Source organism: Streptomyces johnsoniae (assembly GCF_031845565.1).
In the GTDB taxonomy this organism is placed as follows: Bacteria; Actinomycetota; Actinomycetes; order Streptomycetales; family Streptomycetaceae; genus Streptomyces; species Streptomyces johnsoniae.
The window spans coordinates 58466-78984 of record NZ_JAVREV010000016.1 but is presented as its reverse complement, the minus strand read 5'-3'; the positions used below and the strand labels follow the sequence as shown (position 1 = coordinate 78984).

The following is a 20519-nucleotide window of genomic DNA, read 5'->3' as shown; positions in this document are numbered from 1 at the left end:
AATCAGTCCCGATTCATGGCGAAAGTCGGGTTTCCGGTACGGGCATCGACCGGTGCCCGTTGCGCGTCCTGTGCGTCCTGTGCGTCCTGTGCGTTCTCCCGGTCGAGGAGGCGGCGGAACGGGCCCTCCGCCGCGGCGAGTGCCGCGGCGGACCCGCGCTGCACCACGCGGCCCTCGTCCAGGACCAGTACCTCGTCCACCGCCGCGAGGCCGGTCAGCCGGTGTGTGATCAGCAGCGTGGTGCGGCCCTCGGTGGCGGCGAGCAGGTCGGCGGTCAGCGCGTCGGCGGTGGGCAGGTCGAGGTGTTCCGCGGGCTCGTCCAGGATCAGCACGGGGAAGTCGGCGAGCAGCGCGCGGGCCAGCGCCAGGCGCTGCCGCTGGCCGCCGGACAGGCGGGCGCCGAACTCGCCGACCTGCGTGTCCAGGCCGTCGGGCAGCTCGTGCACCCAGTCGAGCAGCCGTGCCGCGGCGAGCGCGGACCGCAGGGCGTCGTCGTCGGCCGCGGGGGCGGCCAGGCGCAGGTTCTCGCGCAGGGTGCTGTCGAAGAGGTGCGCGTCCTGCGCGCACAGACCGACGCTGCGCCGCACCGTGTCGCCGTCCAGCGCGGTGGCGTCGGTGCCGCCGAGCGTGTAGCTGCCGGCCTCCGCGTCGAGGAAGCGCAGCAGGCAGTGCGCGAGGGTGGTCTTCCCGGCGCCGGAGGGGCCGACGACCGCGACGCGGCGGCCCGGCACGAGGTCCAGGTCGATGCCGTCGAGGGCGGGGCGGGCGCCGCCGGGGTGGCGGGCGGTCAGCCCGCGCAGCCGCAGCGGGAACGGCCCCGCCGGGGCGGGCGCGGGGTGCGCCGGCTCCCGGACGGGCGCCGGGGCGTCGGTCACCTCGCGAATCCGGCGGGCCGCCTGCCCGGCCCGCTGCCGGTGCTGCACGGCCTGCGGCAGCCCGGCGACGGCCTCGAAGGCGGCGAGGGGAACGAGCACCACGGTCGCCAGCCACACGCCCGCCAGGCTGCCGTTCGCCACCGCGGGCACCCCGGCCCAGGCCGCGGCGGTCACGGTCAGCCCGGTGGCCAGGGTGATCAGCGCGCCGCCGAGCGCGGTGGCCGCCGCGGAGCGGGCGGCGAGCGCGGTCAGCTCGGCGTCCGCGTCGCGGACCGCGGCGCGGCGGGCGGGCAGGGCGCCTGCGACCGTCAGTTCCGCGGTGCCGGTCAGCAGGTCGACGGTCCGGGTGGCCAGGTCGCCGCGGGCGGGCGCGAGGCGCCGTTCGGTGCGGCGCCCGACCGCGCCGGTCAGCGCGGGCACCGCGGCGCCCGCGACGAGCAGCCCGGCGGCGAGTGCGGCGCCCGCGGCGGGCAGCAGCCAGCCGGTGAACGCGACGGCCGCGGTGCCGACGGTGGCCGCGGCGGCGACCGGGAGCAGCCAGCGGAGGAAGTAGTCCTGGAGGGTGTCGACGTCCGCGACCACCCGGGAGAGCAGGTCGCCCCGCCGGGTGCGGCCGAGACCGGCCGGGGCGAGCCGTTCGAGACGCCGGTAGACGGTGACGCGCAGGCCGGCCAGGATGCGCAGCACCGCGTCGTGGGACAGCAGCCGTTCGGCGTAGCGGAAGAACGCGCGGCCGATGCCGAACGCGCGGGTCGCGGTGACGGCGATCATCAGGTAGAGCACGGGCGGCTGCTCCCAGGCGCGGGAGATCAGCCAGCCGGAGGTGGCCATCAGGCCGACGGCGCTGCCCAGCGCGAGCGCGCCGAGCACCGCGGACCAGATCAGCCGCCACCGGCGGGCGGCGCCCGCGGCCCGGACCCACGCCAGCGGCCCCGGCATCCCGGACCGCGGGTCCGAACCCGAACCCGAACCCGACCCCGGCTCCGGCTCCGTCCCCCGGCCGTCGGCCGCGGGCGCCGCCGCGGGAACGGCGTCGGTGGGCCGTTCGGGTGAGAGGTCGGCGGCGGGGGCGGGGCCTGGTTTCACGTGAAACACCCGGTCGGCCGCCGCGAGGAGGGCCGGCCGGTGGGTCACCAGCAGCATCGTGCGGCCCGCCGCGAGGCGCCGCACGGCCGCGGCGACGGCGGCCTCCGTCTCGCCGTCCAGTGCGGCGGTCGGTTCGTCCAGCAGCACCAGCGGCCGGTCGGCCAGGAAGGCGCGGGCCAGCGCAACGCGTCGGCGCTGGCCCGCCGAGAGGCCGGAGCCGCCCTCGCCGAGCCGCAGGCCGGGGTCGACCTCGTCGGCCGCCGCGGCGCGCAGGGCCGCGGCCACCGCGGCGTCGTCGGCGTCCGGACGGACCAGGCGGACGTTGTCGGCGACGGTGCCCGCGAACAGGTGCGGATGCTGCGGCACCCAGGCGATCTGGCGGTGCCAGGAGGCCGGGTCGAGGTCCGCCAGGTCCCGGCCGTCCACGAGGACGCGGCCGGCGGCGGGGCGGACCAGGCCGAGCAGCGCGGCCAGCAGCGTGGACTTGCCACCGCCGGAGGGGCCGGTCAGCGCGACCGTCTCGCCGGGGGCCACGGTCAGGCGCACCCCGGCGAGGGCGTCCGCGCCCCGGTCCGGGTAGCGGACGACGACATCCTCAAGCGTGATCACCGCCCGTCCCGCATCCGGCGCCGGGGCGGTGCCCGGGACCGGCGCCTCGGTCTCCAGAACGGCGAACACCTCGTTCGCCGCCGACAGGCCCTCCTGCGCGGCGTGGTACTGGGTGCCGATCTGCCGCAGCGGCAGGTACGCCTCGGGGGCGAGGAGCAGCACGACCAGGCCGGTGTAGAGGTCGAGGTCGCCGTGCACCAGGCGCATGCCGATGCCGACGGCGACCAGGGCCACCGAGATGGTGGAAAGCAGCTCCAGGGCGAACGACGACAGGAACGCGATCCGCAGCGAGCGCAGCGTGCTGCGCCGGTAGTCGTCGGTGATGCGGCGGATGTTCTCGGCCTGCGCCTTGGCGCGGCCGAAGACCTTCAGGGTGGCGAGACCGCCGACCACGTCGAGGAAGTGCCCGGACAGCCGGGCCAGTTGGCGCCACTGCCGGTCCATGTGGGTCTGGGTGGCCCAGCCGATCAGCGCCATGAACAGCGGGATGAGGGGGAGGGTGGCGGCGATGGTGGCGGCGGAGACCCAGTCGTCGGTGACGATCCGCGCCAGCACGGCCACGGGGACCACGACGGCCAGTCCGAGCTGCGGGAGGTAGCGCGAGAAGTAGCCGTCCAGGGCGTCGATGCCGCGGGTGGCCAGCGTGGTCAGCTCGCCCGTCGACCGGCCGCCCGGCGCGGCGGCGCCGAGCCGGGTGGCGTGGTCGAGCAACTTCAGGCGCAGCTCGGACTTCACCGCCGCACTGGCGCGGTGGGCGGCCAGCTCCGTGAGGTAGGTCACCAGCGCGCGGCCCACGGCGGTGGCGGCGAGCAGCAGCAGGGGCGTTCCCAGGTCGCCGAGACCGCGCCCGGCGGTGAACGCGTCGGTGACGATGCGGGCGATCAGCAGCGCCTGTGCGATCACCAGGAGGGCGCCCGCCAGGCCGAGCACCACCGAGGCGATCAGGAAGCCGCGGGTGGCGCGGGCATGGCGGAGCAGCCGCGGGTCGACGGCTCTCATTCCCCTGGCCGGTCGCGCGGCCTGCGTGGTCCCTGATGTCACCGGGAGATGCCTCCTGCTCGGCGGTTGACCTGTCCGTGTGCGCTCCCGCGGCTAGGTCGTGTCGTTTGGATCTTCGTGGATCAGGTCGCGTCGTTGGATGCGGTGCTCCCCCAGCCTGGCGGCTGGGGGAGGAGGATCGCAGCTCGTACGTGGGGGGTACCTCCCGGACGGAATCTGGGGGACGTACTCGCGCGATACGACAACTGGGCCCCTCCTGCCCGGTGGCGGGCAAGGAGGGAGAGGTGCCGTAGCCGGCGGCGCGGCCCCGCGAAGATCCGAACGACATGGCCTAGGACGCCGGGGCATGGCGTTCCGCCTGTCCGGCGATGTGCTGCGTTCCGATCCGCTTGCGGAAGACCCAGTACGTCCAGCCCTGGTACAGCAGCACCACCGGGGTGGCGAACGCGGCGCACCAGGTCATGATCCGCAGCGTGTAGGGGGTGGAGGAGGCGTTGTCGACGGTCAGGCTCCACTCGGGGGCGGTCGAGGAGGGCATGACGTCGGGGAAGAGGGCCAGGAAGATCATGGCGACGGCCGCCACCACGACCAGCCCTGACCACAGGAACGCCCAGCCCTCCCGGCCGCGCCCGTTCGCCGCCAGGGCGGCGAGCAGGGCCGCCGCGGCGACGGCGAGCGCGGCGAGGCTGCGGCCGTTGCCGTTGTCCGCCTGTGTCCACAGCAGGAACGCGGCGCCCAGCACGCCGGCCGCGAGGCCGAGCCCGGTCGCGGCGCGGCGGGCGCGGGCGCGGATGTCGCCGACGGTCTTCAGGGCGGTGAAGACCGCGCCGTGGAAGGCGAACAGCGCCACGGTGGCGGCCCCGCCCAGGAGGGCGTGCGGGCCGAGCAGGTCGAACAGCGTTCCGGTGTACTCGTGGTCGGTGCCGATCGGCACGCCGTGCACGATGTTGGCGAAGGCGACGCCCCACAGGAACGCGGTGGTCAGGGAGGTCCAGAAGATGGCGTGCTCCCAGTTCCGCTGCCACCGTTCCTCCGGGCGCTTGTGGCGGTACTCGAAGGCGACGCCGCGCACGATCAGGCAGACGAGGATGAGCAGCAGCGGCAGGTAGAAGCCGGAGAAGAGGGTGGCGTACCACTCGGGGAAGGCGGCGAACGTGGCGCCGGCCGCCGTGATCAGCCAGACCTCGTTGCCGTCCCAGACCGGGCCGATGGTGTTGATCAGCACGCGGCGTTCCGCGCGGTCGCGGGCCAGCGTTCCGGTCAGGATGCCGACGCCGAAGTCGAAGCCCTCCAGGAAGAAGTAGCCCGTCCACAGGACGGCGATGAGGACGAACCAGAGCTCGGGCAGATTCATCGCGGACTCCTCACGTGGGTCAGTAGGAGAAGGCCATCGGCCGGTCGGCGTCCGCGTCGGCGTCACCGGCGCCGCCACCGCCGCTGTCGCCGCCGATGCGGGTGGGCGGATTCAGGTCGGCCTCGGTCAGCTCGGGCGGACCGGCCTTGGCGTACTTGACGATCAGCCGGACCTCGATCACCGCGAGCACCGCGTAGAGCAGGGTGAAGACGACCAGCGAGGTGATCACTTCGCCCTGCGAGACGCCGGGCGAGACGGCGGCGTCGGTGCGCAGCAGGCCGTACACGACCCAGGGCTGGCGGCCGGTCTCTGTGAAGACCCAGCCCCAGACGTTCGCTATCAGCGGGAACAGCATGGTGAGCAGCGCCAGCCGCCAGTACCAGCCGGTGAGGGCAGGGCCGAGTTCACGGCCGGGGGTGAGGGCGAGGCGCGGCCGTTCGTCCTCGCCGGTGCGCAGTGCCGGATCGAGCAGGAAGCGGCGACGGGTGAGCCAGAGGCCGATGGCGCCGAGGGTGGCCGAGGCCATGCCGAAGCCGATCATCCAGCGGAAGCTCCAGTAGGCCAGCGGGATGTTGGGCCGGTAGTCGCCGGGGCCGTACTCCTCGGCGAGCGCCTCGTTCATGTCGTTGATGCCGGGCACGGGCTCGGAGAAGTTGTCGTGGGCGAGGAAGGACAGCAGGCCCGGGATCTCCACGGCCACCGTGTTGTGCCCCTGCTCCACGTCGCCGACGGCGAAGAGGGAGAACGGCGCGGGCCCCTCGGTCTCCCACAGTGCCTCGGCGGCGGCCATCTTCATGGGCTGCTGTTCGTACATGATCTTGCCGAGCCGGTCGCCGGTGAACGCGGTCAGCAGCCCGGCGGCGACCATGGTGACCAGGCCGAGCCGCAGCGAGGTGCGCATCACGGCGACGTGCCGGCGGCGGACCAGGTGGTAGGCGGCGATGCCGACCATGAACGCGCCGCCGGTGAGGAAGGCGGCGGTGATGGTGTGGGCGAACTGGGCGACCGCGGTGTTCTGCGTGAGGACGTGCAGGAAGTCGGTCAGCTCGGCGCGGCCCGTCTCCTCGTTGATCCGGTAGCCGACCGGGTGCTGCATCCAGGAGTTGGCGGCGAGGATGAAGTAGGCGGAGATCACCGTGCCGACGGCGACGGTCCAGATCGTGGCGAGGTGGAGCTTGGGCGGCAGCTTGTCCCAGCCGAAGATCCACAGGCCGATGAACGTGGACTCGAAGAAGAAGGCGATCAGCGCCTCGAAGGCCAGCGGGACCCCGAAGACGTCACCGACGAAGCGCGAGTAGTCCGACCAGTTCATCCCGAACTGGAACTCCTGCACGATGCCGGTGACCACGCCCAGCGCGATGTTGATCAGGAACAGCTTGCCCCAGAACTTGGTGGCCCTGAGGTACTTCTCCTTGCGGGTGCGTACCCAGGCGGTCTGGAGGCACGCCGTCAGGGTGGCGAGGGAGATGGTGAGGGGGACGAAGAGGAAGTGGTAGACGGTCGTGATGCCGAACTGCCACCGCGCCAGGGTCTCCGGGGCAAGAGCGAGGTCCATGGTTCTGCTCCTCCGCAGGGTCCGCGGATCGGATCTTGTGAACGTATTCACATTCACAAGCCATTATGGACCACCTCCTCCCGAGCCCGTGACCAGGGGGTGCGTGCGGAGGGGTGCCCTGGCGGCCCGGGGCACCCCCGGCCGTCAGCCGCCCGCGGCCTCGGCCCCGGCGTCGGCTCCGGTGTCGGCCCCGGCCTCGGCCCCGGCTCCGGTCCCGGCCCGAAGTTCCGCGAACTGGGCGGCGGTTGCCAGCAGGACGTCGTTCGCCTCCGGCTCCGCCACCGTGACCCTGACCCCCTCGCCCGCGAACGGCCGCACCATCACGCCCGCGCTCTCGCACGCCGCCGCGAAGGCCGACGTGGCCTCCCCCAGCCGCAGCCACACGAAGTTCGCCTGCGAGGCGGGCACCCGCCAGCCCTGTGCGGCGAGCCCGGCCGTCACCCGCGCCCGTTCACCGACGAGCGCGTCCACCCGCGCCAGCAGCGCCGCCTCGGCGCGCATCGAGGCGAGCGCCGCGTCCTGCGCGATCTGGCTGACCCCGAACGGCACGGCCGTCTTGCGCAGCGCCGTGGCCACCGGCTCGTGCGCCACCGCGAAGCCGACCCGCAGCCCGGCCAGCCCGTACGCCTTGGAGAAGGTCCGCAGCACGCACACATTGGGCCGGTCCCGGTAGATCTCCAGGCCGTCGGGCACCTCCGGATCGCGCACGAACTCCCGGTACGCCTCGTCCAGGACCACCAGCACATCCGGCGGCACCCGCGCCAGGAACGCCTCCAGGGCGGCCCGGCCGATGCCGGCCCCGGTCGGGTTGTTCGGGTTGCAGACGAAGATCAGCCGCGTCCGTTCCGTGATGGCGTCCGCCATCGCCGGCAGATCGTGCTCCTCGGTGGCGGTCAGCGGCACCTGCACCGGGGTCGCGCCGGAGATCCGGGTGATGATCGGGTACGCCTCGAAGGAGCGCCAGGCGTACATCACCTCGTCACCGGGTCCGGCCGTGGCCTGGAGCAGCTGCTGGGCGACCCCCACCGAGCCGGTGCCGACGGCCACGTGCGCGGCCGGTACCCCGTAGTGCTCGGCGAGCCCGTCGATCAGCGCGGAACAGGCCATGTCCGGGTAACGGTTGAACGAGCCCGCCGCGGCCACCGCCGCTTCGAGCACGCCGGGCAGCGGGGGATACGGGTTCTCGTTGGAGGAGAGCTTGAACGAGCGCGGCCCGGTGCCTGCGGGCCGGCCGGGGGCGTAGACCGGGACGCCGTCGAGCGCCGCGCGCAGCCGGGGGCCCAAGGCCGCGGGCACCACGGGTCCCTGAGAAGATGTGCTCATCCTCCTCACTTTATGGGGAACGCCGGTCTCGGCGTAGCCCTCCGCCGAACGGCGCATGCCGCGATGCCCGCGCCCCTGGCGAGCGCCGTAGCGCGCTACACCCGTGAGAGTGAGGGCCACGGTGTTGAACGGCCGTGGGCCATATGGAGCAGCCGCTCGCACATCGGTTCTGTTAAGTCGAATCTGGTCGAATGATCTTCGTATGCAAGGTGAAATGGGCACATGACCTTGCAGAAACGTACTGCCACACGTGGGTCTTGATCCAGCCGTCCGCCGGTTCCTCCGGGCCTACCATCAGGTCGCCATGACAGCAGCGAAGCATCAGATGACCCGGGCCACCGGTCGCCGCACGGGCGGGCGAGCGGGCATCCGCGATGTCGCGGCAGCCGCCGGTGTCTCGATCACCACTGTCTCCGATGCGCTGAACGGGAAGGGCCGGCTGCCCGACACCACCCGGCGCCACGTGCGCTCCGTCGCCGACCGCCTCGGCTACCGGCCCTCGGCCGCCGCGCGCACCCTGCGGACCGGGAAATCCGGGCTGATCGGCCTCACGGTCACCACCTACGGCGAGGAGCCGTTCACCTTCACCGAGTTCGCCTACTTCGCCGAGATGGCCCGCGCCGCCACCTCCGCCGCCCTCGCCCGCGGCTACGCCCTCGTCATCCTGCCCGCCACCTCCCAGCGCCGCGACTTCGACGTGTGGTCCAACGTGGCGCTCGACGGCACCGTCGTCATCGACCCCTCCGACCACGACCCGGTGGTCACCGAGCTGGTCCGCCAGGGCATCCCCGTGGTCTCCGACGGCAGGCCGGGCGGCAGCCTGCCCGTCACCGCCTGGGTGGACAACGACCACGAGGCCGCCGTCACCGGCCTGCTCGACCACCTCGCCGCGGCCGGCGCCCGCCGCATCGGCCTGCTGACCGGCACCAGCACCGACACCTACACCCGGCTGTCGACCACCGCCTACCTCGACTGGTGCGCCCGCGCCCGCCAGGACCCGGTCTACGAGGCGTACCCCGCGCACGACCCGTGCGCCAGCGCCGTCGCCGCCGACCGGCTGCTGGCCCGCGCCGACCGGCCCGACGCCGTGTACGGACTCTTCGACCCCAACGGCACCGACCTGCTCGCCGCCGCCCGCCGCTACGGGCTGCGCGTTCCCGACGACCTGCTCCTCGTCTGCTGCAGCGAGTCCGGCGTCTACGCGACGACCGAGCCGCCGATCACCACGCTCTCGCTGAAGCCGGGCCGCATCGGCACCGCGGTCATCCACCTCCTCATCGACGCCATCGAGGGGGCCGCCGGCCGTGCACAGGGCAGCCACCAGGTGATGCCGACCGAGCTGATCGTGCGCGCCTCCTCCCAGCGCGCCAGGTGCCCCGCACCCCGTCTCCCGCACGCCACATTGGCAGCCCCTCGTACACCCCCTGCCGCCGACCAGTAGTTTCGGGTAGACAGTTATCCGGCAGCCGACGGTGCCCCGGGTGTGTCAACGCCCGGCACCGGGATTCCTATGATGGGCGAATGGCACCGTGACCTGGCCGGACGGTCAGGTCGTGAAGGCGAGGCGGCGCGTAGTGGTGGAGGGGTCGATGACTCAGGGGGCCGGCCAGGGACCGGATGCGTGGCAGGGCGAGGAGCGGGACGGCTCGGAGGAGTCAGACGCCGTCTACTCCCCAACGGTGCCCGACCTGCCCGTGATCGACGGGGCCGGACCGCTCTACGTCGTCGGTGACGTGCACGGATACCTCGACGAGCTGCGCGCCGCGCTGCGCGAGGCCGGTCTTACGGACGCCGAGGACCGGTGGGCCGCGGGCACGACGCGGCTGTGGTTCCTCGGCGACTTCACCGACCGCGGGCCCGACGGGGTCGGCGTGATCGACCTGGTGATGCGGCTGTCCGCGGAGGCCGCCGCGGCCGGCGGCTACTGCAAGGCGCTCCTGGGCAACCACGAGCTGCTGCTGCTCGGCGCCAGCCGGTTCGGCGACACCCCGGTGGACTCGGCGGCGGGCACGGCCACGTTCCAGGCGGCCTGGCTGCTCAACGGCGGGCAGCGGACGGACATGGAGCGGTTGCGGGATCACCACATCCAGTGGATGTCGCGGCTGGACTCGATGGCCCTGGCGGACGGCCACCTGCTGCTGCACTCGGACACCACCGCCTACCTGGAGTACGGCGGCACGGTCGACGACGTCAACGACGCGATCTGGCAGGCACTCCAGCGCAATGACGCGGAGGAGACCTGGGACCTGTTCCGCAAGTTCACCAAGCGTTTCGCCTTCCGCGACGAGGGCGGGCCGCAGGCCGTGCGGGAGCTGCTCGACACCTACGGCGGGCGGCGCGTGGTCCACGGCCACAGCCCGATTCCCTACCTCACCGGCGAGACCGGCGGGGCCGACTCCGACGCCCAGGGCGAGGCCGGGGCGGACAGCACGCCACGTGTGGAGGGGCCGCACGTCTACGCCGACGCGCTCGCCATCGCGATGGACGGCGGCGTCACCATGGCGGGCAAACTCCTGGTCGCACGGCTGCCGTTGGCGGAGTGAGCCCCTTCCGGAGTCTTCTCCTCACGGTCAACTCGGCGTCAACCCGCGTGCGAACGAAGTCAGCGGGAAGGGGGGACGTAATTGTCGAGCAGGGCTGAAGGTTGAGAAGATTCCGGTAATTCTCTGTCACAACACGCCGGATGGGCTCTACCATCATGGCCCGCTCACCAGCTCTCTGCCGGAGAAGTATCTGGGGACGCCTATGAGCAGCCTTGACGGCTTGTCACCGGAGGATCGCACCGAGTACGAGCAGATCCTGGACCACGCGTTGCGTTCGGCCCGGCTCACCACGCACGCCGACACGGACCGCATCGAAGCACTGCGCGGCCTGGCGGTCGACGCGCTGCCACAGATCACGGCCGCCGCCGCGCCCGAGTACGAACGGCTGGTGCGGCTGCGCCTCCAGCCGCGGACCGAGGGCCGCGCGTCCGGGCCCGCGTCCGGGCCCGCGTCCGCGTCCGGGCGGCCGGACGGACCGGGTGGCGGGAGCGGCGTGATCACGGTGTTCTTCGCGCTGGTTCCGGTGCTCGCGGCCATCGCCGCGGTGGTCTTCCTGCTCCTGGGCTACGCGCTGCGCGTCGCCGACCCCGAGCCCGCGATGGCCGCGCCGATGCGGAGCGCCGGCTGGGTGTTCGCCGTGATCGCCGCGGCCGGACTGCTGGTGGCGGTCGGCGGTCTGGTGGTCGCCGCCGTGCGGAACGGCGCGACGTCGATCCGCGCCACCGCCACCGGGCAGGACCAGCTGGCCCGCGCCCGCGAGGAGTGGCGGCGCGCGCTGCTGGAGCGCGGCATCGCCCCGTTCCTGCGGGAGCACGCCGCGGGGGCCGACCACGAGCGGCAGGGGCGCAGCCCCCGGCTGCGGTTCTCCTCCCCCGACTTCAGCTCGCCGGAGTTCTCCAGCCGCGGCGGCGGGGCGTCCGCCGCCCCGCGGTACGGCAGGACCGAGTTCTCCTCGCCGGACTTCTCCTCGCCCGACTTCTCCAGTCCGGCCGATGACGATCAGGACGCGGCGCAGCCGGAGTTCTCCTCGCCGGACTTCTCCAGCCCCGCCGACGGCGGGGACGGCGCAAGGCCGCGGTTCGGGCACCCGGACTTCTCAGGGCCCACGTTCACCTCGCCCGCGGAGGGCGGCGCCGACCGCGACTGACCGCGGCGGCGCGGCGGCGGGGCGGTGGAGCGGGCGGGCCGGGCTCAGGCCGCGCGGCCGAGCAGGTCCTCGATGACCACCGCGACCCCGTCCTCCTCGTTGGAGACGGTGTGCCGGTGCGCCGCCGCGAGCACCGCGGGATGCGCGTTGGCCATGGCGTAGCCGGTGCCGGCCCAGCCCAGCATCTCCAGATCGTTGGGCATGTCGCCGAACGCCACCACCTCGTCCGGCCTGATGCCGTAGCGGCGGCAGCGCTGCGCGAGCGTGCTGGCCTTGCTGACGCCCGGCGCGCTGATCTCCAGCAGCGCGGTGGGGCTGGAACGGGTGAACTCGCCGTGCTCCCCCGCGGCTTCGCGGCCGAGCCGCAGGAACTCGTCGGGGTCGAGGCCGCCGTGGTGGGCGAGGAGCTTCAGCACCGGGTGCTCCTGGTGCTCCTGGTGCTCCTGCGGCGGCGCGAGCAGCTTCTCCACGGGCGCCACCTCGGAGGCGGGGTCCATGCTCAGCGGGGGGTAGGCGGGCTCGTGGTGGATGCCGCCGGTGCGTTCGACGGCGAAGCTCACGCCGGGCGCGGCCCGGCGCAGCGCGTGCACGACCGCCAGCGCGTTCTCCGGGGCGAGCGGGCGGGTCTCGACCAGCTCGCCGCCGCGGTGCAGGTCTGCGACGGCCGCGCCGTTCCCGCAGATGGCCAGGCCGTGGCCGTGTACGTGCGCGCTGACCACGCCCATCCAGCGGGCGGGCCTGCCGGTGACGAAGATGACGTGGATTCCGGCGCGTTCCGCCGCGGCGAGGGCGGCGACGGTGCGGGGGGAGACGGTCTTGTCGTTGCGCAGCAGGGTGCCGTCGAGGTCGGTGGCGATGAGGCGGGGCGAGGGAGGGGGAGGGGGCACAATCCATCAGCATATGCGCGCACATGCGTGCGGAGGAGCACTCAGCTGTGCCCGCGCCCCGGCGTGCTTCGTGAAGCGGCGGAACACTGGCCGGAAAGGGCCTACGCTTGCTGCCTATGGCTGCCTCTCCCGAGCTTCCGCTGCGGCTCTCAACCGTGATCCTGCCGGTCCACCGCTGGTCCCAGGAGGGCAGACGGATCTGGCAGCGCGCCGAGGAGCTGGGCTTCCACGCCGCCTACACCTATGACCACCTCTCGTGGCGCAGCTTCCGCGACCGCACCTGGTTCGGCGCGCTGCCGACGCTGACGGCCGCCGCCGCGGTCACCGAGCGGATGCGCCTGGGCACGATGGTCACCTCGCCGAACTTCCGGCATCCGGTCACGCTGGCCAAGGAGCTGATCACGCTGGACGACGTGGCGCAGGGGCGGGTCACCCTCGGCATCGGCTCCGGCGGCACCGGCTTCGACGCGACGGCGCTGGGGAACGAGGCGTGGCCGCCGCGGGAGCGGGCCGACCGGTTCGAGGAGTTCGTCCGGGTGCTCGACCGGCTGCTGAGCGAGGGCGGCAGCGGTGGCATCTCCTACCGGGGCGAGTTCTACTCGGCGCACGAGGTCCGCACGGTGCCCGGCTGCGTGCAGCGGCCCCGGTTGCCGTTCGCGGTGGCGGCGACCGGGCGGCGCGGGCTGCGGCTGGCCGCCCGGCACGGGCAGGCATGGGTGACGACGGGCGATCCGCGGACGTTCGACGGCTCCGCGGCCGACTTCATGGCCGGGCTCGCGCGGCAGATGGAGCACCTGGAGGGCGTGTGCGAGGAGGCGGGCCGCGAGCCCGCCGGGCTCGGCAAGATCCTGCTCGATGCCAGCAGCACCCCGCCGGGCATCGACCCGCTGGCCTCGGTCGCCGCGTTCGTCGACTACGCCGGTGCGTGCGCCGACCTCGGCTTCACCGAGCTGGTGCTGCACTGGCCGATCCCGGACTCGGTGTTCGCCGCCGACCTGGACGTTTTCGAGCGGGTCGTCACCGAGGGCCTGCCACAGCTGGCCGGCTGAGGGCCGCCGCGCCGCCGCCGTCCGCACCCCCGTGTGGATGATCAACGTCCGTGATCTTCGGCGAAGTTGAACGGCGGGTGAAAAGTGTTCCAGGGCCTTGTTGCGTTCGGATGATGTGATAGCCGAATGGCCCGGCGCGCATTAGCGTCGGACCATGAGTCTCCTCCGCAGAACCGCTCGTCCTGTCCTCAGGCGTATCGACCAGCGCATCGACCGGAAGGTGCGCAAGGAGCTGCGCGATACCAAGGACGAGCTGAAGCGCCTCAAGGAGCAGCAGCACAGCATCGAGCTGCTCCTCGGCAGTGACGGCCGCCGCTTCCACCGCCACCCGGGGCCCGCCCAGCTCGGCGCCGTGGCCAAGCAGGTCGGCGAGGTCACCGGTGAGAAGCACGCGCGCCGTGCCGTTATCCAGGCGTACCGCACCCTGGTCGAGGTCGAGAACCGGGGGGTCGGCCGGCTCGCCGGCGGCACCTCCAACATCCTGGGGAAGCTGGCCACGACCCCGCTGCTGAAGCCGCCGAACGGGGACGTGCTGGAGATCGGCACCCTGTACGGGCTGTTCGCCGGCTGCCTCGCGCGCCAGATGCTGCGGGCCGGTATCCCGTACCAGCTGACGATCGTCGACCCGATCGCCCCGGTGCAGCTCCAGGAGGGCATGGAGATCACCGCGGACGCCTCCGCCACGCCGATCAACGAGGAGATCGTCCGCGCCAACCTCCACTACGCCGGGGTGCTGCCCGACCGCGTGCGGCTGCTGCGCGGCTATTCCACGGACGCGGACATCCACACGTCGCTCGCCGGCGGCAAGTTCGGCGTCATCGTCGTGGACGGCGACCACTCGGCGAAGGGCGTCAAGGCGGACCTGGAGTGGGTCGAGGAGCTGGCCGCGCCGGGCGCGGTCGTGGTCATCGACGACTACGACGACCACGTGTGGCCGGGCGTGAAGGAGGCCACCGACGAGCACCTCGCGAGCGGCAGCACCCGGCTGACGAAGATCGGCAAGGTGACGACCAGCGCCTTCCTGCGGGCCGAGTGACCCTCCCCTAGGGGACCGACCCGGGTCAGGGCCCTACCAAAGTCCGGTACCGCCCTACCAAAGTGTGACGCGCGCTGCCGCACAAAGACACTAGCGTCACCCGGGTGAGCGTGATTCAGACCGAGAGCCTGACCAAGCGGTACCCGAGGGTGACCGCGCTGGACCGGCTGACCGTGGACATCGGACCGGGTGTGACCGGTCTTGTGGGTGCCAACGGGGCCGGAAAGTCGACCTTGATCAAGATTCTCCTGGGACTGGCCCCGGCCAGCGACGGCACCGCCACCGTGCTCGGCAGAAATGCCGCGCACGAGGGCGGCGCCATCAGGGAGCAGGTCGGCTACATGCCCGAGCACGACTGCCTGCCACCGGACGTCTCGGCGACCGAGTTCGTCGTGCACATGGCCCGCATGTCGGGGCTGCCGCGTACCTCGGCCCGCGAGCGGACCGCCGACACGTTGCGGCACGTCGGGCTCTACGAGGAGCGGTACCGGCCGATGGGCGGCTACTCCACGGGCATGAAGCAGCGGGTGAAGCTCGCCCAGGCGCTCGTGCACGACCCGAAGCTGGTGCTGCTCGACGAGCCGACGAACGGCCTCGACCCCGCGGGGCGCGACGAGATGCTCGGGCTGATCCGCCGCATCCACGCCGAGTTCGGCATATCGGTGCTCGTCACCTCGCACCTGCTGGGCGAGCTGGAGCGCATCAGCGACCACGTCGTCGTCATCGACGGCGGGAAGCTGCTGCGTGCCCAGAGCATCGCCGGCTTCACCGAGGCGACCGCCTCCCTGGCGGTCGAGGTCACCGACAGCGACACCCACCCGGACGGCACCAGGGCCCTGCTGGACGCGCTCGCCGCCCGCGGCCTCACGGCCACCGCGGGCACCGGCCACATCGTGCACATCGACGCCCCCGAGCCCGGCCCGGCGGCCGGCCCCGGACCCGAAGCCGCGCAGGAGGCGGCGCAGGACGTGGTGCAGGACGTGGTGCACGATGCCGTCCGCGACGTCGTCGCGGACCTGGGCCTCGGGCTCATCCGCATGGAACAGCGCCGCCACCGCATCGCCGAGGTCTTCCAGGACGGCCGGGAAGAGGTCCGCTCATGACTGCCCCAGCGCCCGACGCACGCATCCACGACATCGGCTACCGCCGCTACGAGGGCGAGCGGCTCGGCGCCATGTACGCCCGGCGCTCCCTGTTCGTCCACTCGCTCCGCGGCGCCTACGGGCTCGGCCGTTCCGCGCGCTCCAAGCTGCTGCCCATCGGCCTGTTCGTGATCATGTGCGCCCCCGCGGTGGTGATGGTCGCGGTCGTGATGACCACGGGGCGGGACGAGCTGCCGATCGAGTACACCGCCTACGGCGTGTTCATGCAGCCGATCTTCGGCCTCTACCTCGCGCTCGCCGCGCCGCAGATGGTGTCGCTCGACCTGCGGTACAAGACGATCCCGCTGTACTTCTCCCGCCCGATCGAACGCGGCGACTACGTGATCGCCAAGTTTGCCTCGCTGACCGCCTCGCTGTTCCTCTTCGTCGGTATTCCGCTGCTCATCTCCTACCTCGGCAGTCTCCTCGCCAAGCTGGACTTCGTGGACCAGACCACCGCGTTCGCCCGCGGCCTGGTCGCCACCGCGGTGTTCGCCGTGCTGCACGCCGCCATCGGCCTGCTGATCGCCTCGATGACCCCCCGGCGCGGCTTCGGCGTCGCCGCGATCATCTCGGTGCTCACCATCCCGTACTTCGCCGTGATCTCCCTCATGGTCGTCGCCGACGAGCAGGGCAGCCCCGACGCGGTCGGCTGGATCGGGCTGTTCTCGCCCGGCTCCCTGTTTGAGGGCTTTCAGGCCAAATTCCTCGGCGGCGAGCTGGAGTTCCCCGGCGACCAGATGCTCACCAACGCGGCGGGCGCCGCGTACGTCGTGGTCATCGCCGCCATCATCGCGCTGTGCTACCTCCTGCTGACGCGCCGCTACCGGAAGGCGGGCTAAGTGACCACCATCCGCATCACCAAGACCTCCCGCTGGTTCGGCAACGTCGTCGCGGTCAACGACGTCACCATGGAGATCGGGCCCGGTGTCACCGGGCTGCTCGGCCCCAACGGCGCCGGCAAGTCCACCCTCATCCACATGATGAGCGGCTTCCTCGCCCCCTCCTCCGGCACCGTCACCCTCGACGACCGCACGATCTGGCGCAACGCCCCGGTCTACAGCGAGATCGGCCTGGTCCCCGAACGCGAGGGCATGTACGACTACCTCACCGGCGGCGAGTTCGTCCTGGCCAATGCCGAGCTGCACGGCCTGGCCGACCCGGGCTCGGCCGCCCGCGCCGCGCTGGACACGGTGGACATGGCGCACGCCGCCGACCGCCGCATCGCCACCTACAGCAAGGGCATGCGCCAGCGCGTCAAAATGGCCTCCGCCCTCGTCCACGAGCCGTCCGTGCTGCTGCTCGACGAGCCGTTCAACGGTATGGACCCGCGCCAGCGCATGCATCTGATGGAGCTGCTGCGCAAGATGGGGAACGACGGCCGCACCGTGCTGTTCTCCTCGCACATCCTCGAAGAGGTCGAACAACTCGCCACCCACATCGAGGTCATCGTCGCCGGCCGCCACGCGGCCTCCGGCGACTACCGCAAGATCCGCCGCCTGATGACCGACCGGCCGCACCGCTACCTGGTGCGTTCCAGCGACGACCGGGCCCTGGCCGCCGCGCTGATCGCCGACAGGTCCACCAGCGGCATCGAGTTCGACACGGCGGAGAACGCACTGCGCGTACAGGCCGTCGACTTCGGCCGCTTCACCACCCAACTGCCCCGGCTGGCCAAGGACCACGGCATCCGGCTGCTGACGGTCTCCCCGTCCGACGAGTCGCTGGAAAGCGTCTTCTCCTACCTGGTCAGCCGTTAAGGACTCGACACGATGCTGTACAACCACACCGTCGCCCGGCTCACCTACCGTGCCCTGCTCGGGCGCCGCCGCGCCCTGATCCTCTGCGCGCTGCCCGCCCTGCTGCTGGTCATCGCCGTCGCCGTGCGCGCGTTCGCCGGCGTAGACGACCGGGCCGCGACCGAGATCCTCGGCGGCCTCGCGCTCGCCACCCTGGTCCCGCTGATCGGCGTCATCGCGGGCACGGGCGCCATCGCCCCGGAGATCGATGACGGGTCCATCGTCTACCTGCTGTCCAAGCCGCTGAACCGGCGGACCATCGTCACCACCAAGCTGTTCGTGGCGATCGGCGTCTCCCTCGCGTTCACGGTCGTGCCCATCCTGATCGCCGGCATCATCCTCAACGGCAACAGCCAGCAGATCGCCACCGCGTTCACCGTGGCCGCCATCGTCGCCTCCGTCGCCTACAGCGCGGTCTTCCTGCTGCTCGGCACCCTTTCGCGGAACGCGGTGGTCCTCGGCCTGATCTACGCCATGGTCTGGGAGGCACTCTTCGGCAACCTCGTCCCCGGCGCCCGCGTGCTGTCCATTCAGCAGTGGTCGCTCTCCCTGGCCGAGCGCATTGCGGCCGACGGCGCCGACATCTCCTCCGACGTCGCCCTGCCCACCGCGGTGATCCTCCTCGTGGTCGCCACGGTGCTCGGCACCTGGTACGCGGGCGAACGCCTGCGAAGCCTGAAGGTCGCGGGCGACGACTAGCGGGCCGGCCCCGGCGGATGGCCGGGCGGGCGGATGGCCGGGCGGGCGGTCCGGCGGGGGCCGCCCGCCCGGCCGGTTCACCGGGCGGTGCCCGCGTCCCGGTCCGCGGCGGATGCGGGCGGGGCGGCGCCCGGTCCGGGCGCCGCGCCCCGCGCACGGCGCCCGAGGAGCAGCACGGCCAGCTCGAACAGCCCTGTCACCAGCAGGTGCGCCGGTTCGGCGCCGGCCTGGCACCAGACGATGGTGCGGGCCGCGTACCGCAGGACGAAACCTGAGAGTTCCCTGGACATCTGGTCTTGATCCCCTTCTCTGCAAGTGGAAAGAAAGGCGCCTACGTCGATCGAAACACGCCTGATGTGGCGTCACCCGGTTGCCACCCGGTGGTGGTTCGGGGACCATCTGGATATGCCGGAGGAATCGAGGGGGCCGGACTACCCCCGGCTTGTCGCCGACCTGAAGAAACTGCGGGAAAAGGGACTCACCCAAGTCCGCAGACACCGATTCGACGCTCTGGAAAGGGCTGCGCGGCTGAGCGGCCTCGCTTCCTCGGCAACGCCTTCGTCGCAGACCGCCATTGAAAACCTGCTCAGAATGGCGGTGTCCGGCATCGGCGGCGGCGAACTCGGTGATGCCGCCGAGTACACCTTCGGTCTCGCTCCCGGGACCCGCGCCTGGCCGGCGCAGCAAAGGCGGAAGAAGGCCGCCGAGCAGTGCGGGGTGACGACGGACCATTTCAGGAAGACCTACGAGGTGACCATCTGCGAGCAGGTGGCCGAGGAGATCCTGGCCGCCTTGGCCGCCCGGGCCCCGGCACCCGGCCAGGACCGCGCGCGGGACCCCGCCCCGCGGGCGGAAGGCGCCGTTCCCGTTCCACTGCCCGGCCCCGCTCCCGAGGCGGGCGGCCGTGCCGTGCACACCGCCGTGGGTCCTGGGCTCCTCCTCGACCGGCTCGCCGACGCCGTGCGGGTGGTCATCGTCGACCCCGTCCACCGTGACCTGGCGGAGCTGCTGGAGCGGGCCCTGCTGCGCAAGCGCGAGCGGTACGGGGAGGCGGCGTTCTGGGACGAGCTGTGCATCGTCTTCCTGAGCGACGATCTGCTGCACCTCGTGCGGGACGATCTCACGGCCCAGTTCCCCGACCCGGAGGCGGCGGCGCGGGAACGCAGGCAGCGCGCGGCACTCGCACGACGGACGGTGATGTCGCTGCTCCTGCGGCGCGGCGTTCCCGGGCGCTGGAAGGTGTACGCGCACCGCGGGCTGATGCCGCTGCCGGGCGCGGTCCTGCGCATGGGCGACGGCCGCGTCTTCGTCCAGCTGACCGCCTCCCCCTCCCACCTGGCAGGCCCGGAAGCGTCCCGCATGGAATTCGAGGACCTGCCCGATCAGCGCTTCGAGTCGATATTCAACGAGATCGTGGAGCACGGCGAAGAGGACCACGAGGTCGTGCTCGTGGGGCGTCCCGCCTGGGACGGCGGGAGTTTCTCCTGTTACGGCGCACGGTTCCGCAGGGGCGTCATGATCAGCCACCAGAACACCCATGACTGGCTGCCCGCTGTCATCGTCATCACCTGGCGCAGGCGGGAGGACCAGGTCGAGCCCCTGCTCGAAATAAACACTCCGAAGAATTCGACGCGGGAGCTGGGCAAGGTCTCCCACCTGAGCGGGTACATCAACCAGCGCGATCACGGTGCACGCGACCGCGCAGAATCGGGCAGCGCGCCGTCGAATTTCCTGCTCGGCCGGGACACGGCGGAAGCCGCGGTCCGCCGCGAACTACTCGACGAATTGGGCGTGCGCCATCCCAGGGGCGTGCCGCGCCTCACGGGCACGGTGCCGTTCTACTATCCGGACAAGGAGAATCTGTACTTCTACATATTCGAGACGGAATTGTCTGCGGATACGGGATTCGTGCCGAGCGTCCAGATGCACGCGTGGACGGTCGCGGAACTGCTGCGGGTGCGCGAGCACCAGGTGCTGGGCAACGCGGTGCTCGCGCTCACCGACGAGCACCTCACGGTCGCCCAGCGGGCCATCGCCGGGAGAATCGCCTCGCTGAACCTGCTCCTGCACGGTCACGCGGCGCTCGCGGAACGTGTCGCGGAATGCCCGCCGCGGGAGCGTGCGCGGCAGCAGCTCGCCGATGAGCTGCGGCCCCTCGTGGACGCGTCGGGGCTCAGCCGCTACTCGGCCGGGCGTGAGCTGCACCTGGCCGGACTCGCCGGGCTCCAGTACCGCAGCTTCTTCACCGACATCCTTCCCGTGTACGCCGCGGTCGGCGTGGCCTCCGCCGCCCGTGCGCTCTCCGCGCTCGCCGACGACCCCGTGCGGCGACGGGCCGTCCTCGACCTCAAGTCGTGCTACGAGAGCGAGGACATGGTGACCGCCCTGCCGATCGAAGTGTGAGAGGAAGGCTCCG

15 protein-coding genes and 1 pseudogene are annotated in these 20519 nt (G+C 72.3%); 10 read left to right on the top strand and 6 right to left on the bottom strand.

From position 1 onward, the window contains the following. Positions 1-2 precede the first annotated feature (2 nt). The 4 genes and pseudogenes from cydD to hisC all read right to left on the bottom strand — a co-directional run. Positions 3-3569, bottom strand: coding sequence for a thiol reductant ABC exporter subunit CydD (cydD, locus tag RM779_RS25500; protein ID WP_311620228.1), 3567 nt, complete (start codon positions 3567-3569; stop codon positions 3-5). A 331-nt stretch (positions 3570-3900) separates the two neighbouring features. Then, positions 3901-4923, bottom strand: a complete 1023-nt coding sequence (gene cydB, locus RM779_RS25495; protein WP_311620102.1) for a cytochrome d ubiquinol oxidase subunit II — start codon at positions 4921-4923, stop codon at positions 3901-3903. Positions 4924-4942: 19 nt separating this feature from the next. Next, a complete protein-coding gene (locus RM779_RS25490) occupies positions 4943-6478 on the bottom strand; it encodes a cytochrome ubiquinol oxidase subunit I (RefSeq protein ID WP_311620101.1) in 1536 nt (511 codons plus the stop codon). A 231-nt stretch (positions 6479-6709) separates the two neighbouring features. Beyond that, positions 6710-7801, bottom strand: a pseudogene (gene hisC, locus RM779_RS25485) (histidinol-phosphate transaminase); the annotation flags it as partial. A 304-nt stretch (positions 7802-8105) separates the two neighbouring features. Here hisC and RM779_RS25480 point away from each other — a divergent pair. From RM779_RS25480 to RM779_RS25470, 3 genes are all read left to right on the top strand, one after another. Continuing rightward, positions 8106-9242 (top strand): LacI family DNA-binding transcriptional regulator, encoded by a 1137-nt coding sequence (locus RM779_RS25480; RefSeq protein WP_311620100.1) that lies wholly within the window; start codon positions 8106-8108, stop codon positions 9240-9242. A 148-nt stretch (positions 9243-9390) separates the two neighbouring features. After that, entirely contained in the window at positions 9391-10344 is a 954-nt protein-coding gene (locus RM779_RS25475) for a metallophosphoesterase (protein ID WP_311620099.1), read from the top strand. 220 nt (positions 10345-10564) lie between these two features. After that, positions 10565-11491, top strand: a complete 927-nt coding sequence (locus tag RM779_RS25470; protein WP_311620098.1) for a hypothetical protein — start codon at positions 10565-10567, stop codon at positions 11489-11491. Between the two features lie 44 nt (positions 11492-11535). Here the strand turns inward: RM779_RS25470 and RM779_RS25465 are convergent, their stop codons facing one another. Continuing rightward, positions 11536-12378: a Cof-type HAD-IIB family hydrolase gene (locus RM779_RS25465; protein ID WP_311620097.1), complete on the bottom strand. Its 843-nt coding sequence runs from the start codon at positions 12376-12378 to the stop codon at positions 11536-11538. Positions 12379-12494: 116 nt separating this feature from the next. On the opposite strand from RM779_RS25465, the gene RM779_RS25460 reads away from it, so the two are divergent. The 6 genes from RM779_RS25460 to RM779_RS25435 all read left to right on the top strand — a co-directional run bounded on the left by RM779_RS25460 (position 12495) and on the right by RM779_RS25435 (position 18103). Then, positions 12495-13427 carry an LLM class flavin-dependent oxidoreductase gene (locus RM779_RS25460; protein WP_311620096.1) on the top strand — a complete coding sequence of 311 codons (933 nt, stop codon included), beginning with the start codon at positions 12495-12497 and terminating at the stop codon, positions 13425-13427. Between the two features lie 154 nt (positions 13428-13581). Next, positions 13582-14463, top strand: coding sequence for a class I SAM-dependent methyltransferase (locus RM779_RS25455; protein ID WP_311620095.1), 882 nt, complete (start codon positions 13582-13584; stop codon positions 14461-14463). Positions 14464-14567: 104 nt separating this feature from the next. Further along, positions 14568-15566 carry an ABC transporter ATP-binding protein gene (locus RM779_RS25450; protein WP_311620094.1) on the top strand — a complete coding sequence of 333 codons (999 nt, stop codon included), beginning with the start codon at positions 14568-14570 and terminating at the stop codon, positions 15564-15566. Then, positions 15563-16447 (top strand): ABC transporter permease, encoded by an 885-nt coding sequence (locus RM779_RS25445; protein ID WP_311620093.1) that lies wholly within the window; start codon positions 15563-15565, stop codon positions 16445-16447. The genes RM779_RS25450 and RM779_RS25445 overlap by 4 nt, the downstream gene beginning before the upstream one ends. After that, the gene (locus RM779_RS25440; RefSeq protein WP_311620092.1) at positions 16448-17365 is read left to right on the top strand and encodes an ABC transporter ATP-binding protein; all 918 of its coding nucleotides are present in this window, start codon (positions 16448-16450) and stop codon (positions 17363-17365) included. Between the two features lie 15 nt (positions 17366-17380). Then, entirely contained in the window at positions 17381-18103 is a 723-nt protein-coding gene (locus RM779_RS25435) for an ABC transporter permease (protein WP_311620227.1), read from the top strand. A 77-nt stretch (positions 18104-18180) separates the two neighbouring features. Here RM779_RS25435 and RM779_RS25430 read toward each other — a convergent pair whose 3' ends face one another. Beyond that, positions 18181-18393, bottom strand: coding sequence for a hypothetical protein (locus tag RM779_RS25430; RefSeq protein ID WP_311620091.1), 213 nt, complete (start codon positions 18391-18393; stop codon positions 18181-18183). A gap of 301 nt (positions 18394-18694) precedes the next feature. On the opposite strand from RM779_RS25430, the gene RM779_RS25425 reads away from it, so the two are divergent. Further along, positions 18695-20506 carry a hypothetical protein gene (locus RM779_RS25425; protein ID WP_311620090.1) on the top strand — a complete coding sequence of 604 codons (1812 nt, stop codon included), beginning with the start codon at positions 18695-18697 and terminating at the stop codon, positions 20504-20506. Positions 20507-20519: the final 13 nt, after the last annotated feature.

Bases quoted from the DNA above. Each gene is read 5' to 3' on its own strand.
- cydD (WP_311620228.1), bottom strand. From the start codon at position 3,569: ATGAGAGCCGTCGACCCGCGGCTGCTCCGCCATGCCCGCGCCACCCGC.
- cydB (WP_311620102.1), bottom strand. From the start codon at position 4,923: ATGAATCTGCCCGAGCTCTGGTTCGTCCTCATCGCCGTCCTGTGGACG.
- RM779_RS25490 (WP_311620101.1), bottom strand. From the start codon at position 6,478: ATGGACCTCGCTCTTGCCCCGGAGACCCTGGCGCGGTGGCAGTTCGGC.
- RM779_RS25480 (WP_311620100.1), top strand. From the start codon at position 8,106: ATGACAGCAGCGAAGCATCAGATGACCCGGGCCACCGGTCGCCGCACG.
- RM779_RS25475 (WP_311620099.1), top strand. From the start codon at position 9,391: ATGACTCAGGGGGCCGGCCAGGGACCGGATGCGTGGCAGGGCGAGGAG.
- RM779_RS25460 (WP_311620096.1), top strand. From the start codon at position 12,495: ATGGCTGCCTCTCCCGAGCTTCCGCTGCGGCTCTCAACCGTGATCCTG.
- RM779_RS25455 (WP_311620095.1), top strand. From the start codon at position 13,582: ATGAGTCTCCTCCGCAGAACCGCTCGTCCTGTCCTCAGGCGTATCGAC.
- RM779_RS25445 (WP_311620093.1), top strand. From the start codon at position 15,563: ATGACTGCCCCAGCGCCCGACGCACGCATCCACGACATCGGCTACCGC.
- RM779_RS25430 (WP_311620091.1), bottom strand. From the start codon at position 18,393: ATGTCCAGGGAACTCTCAGGTTTCGTCCTGCGGTACGCGGCCCGCACC.
- RM779_RS25425 (WP_311620090.1), top strand. From the start codon at position 18,695: ATGGCGGTGTCCGGCATCGGCGGCGGCGAACTCGGTGATGCCGCCGAG.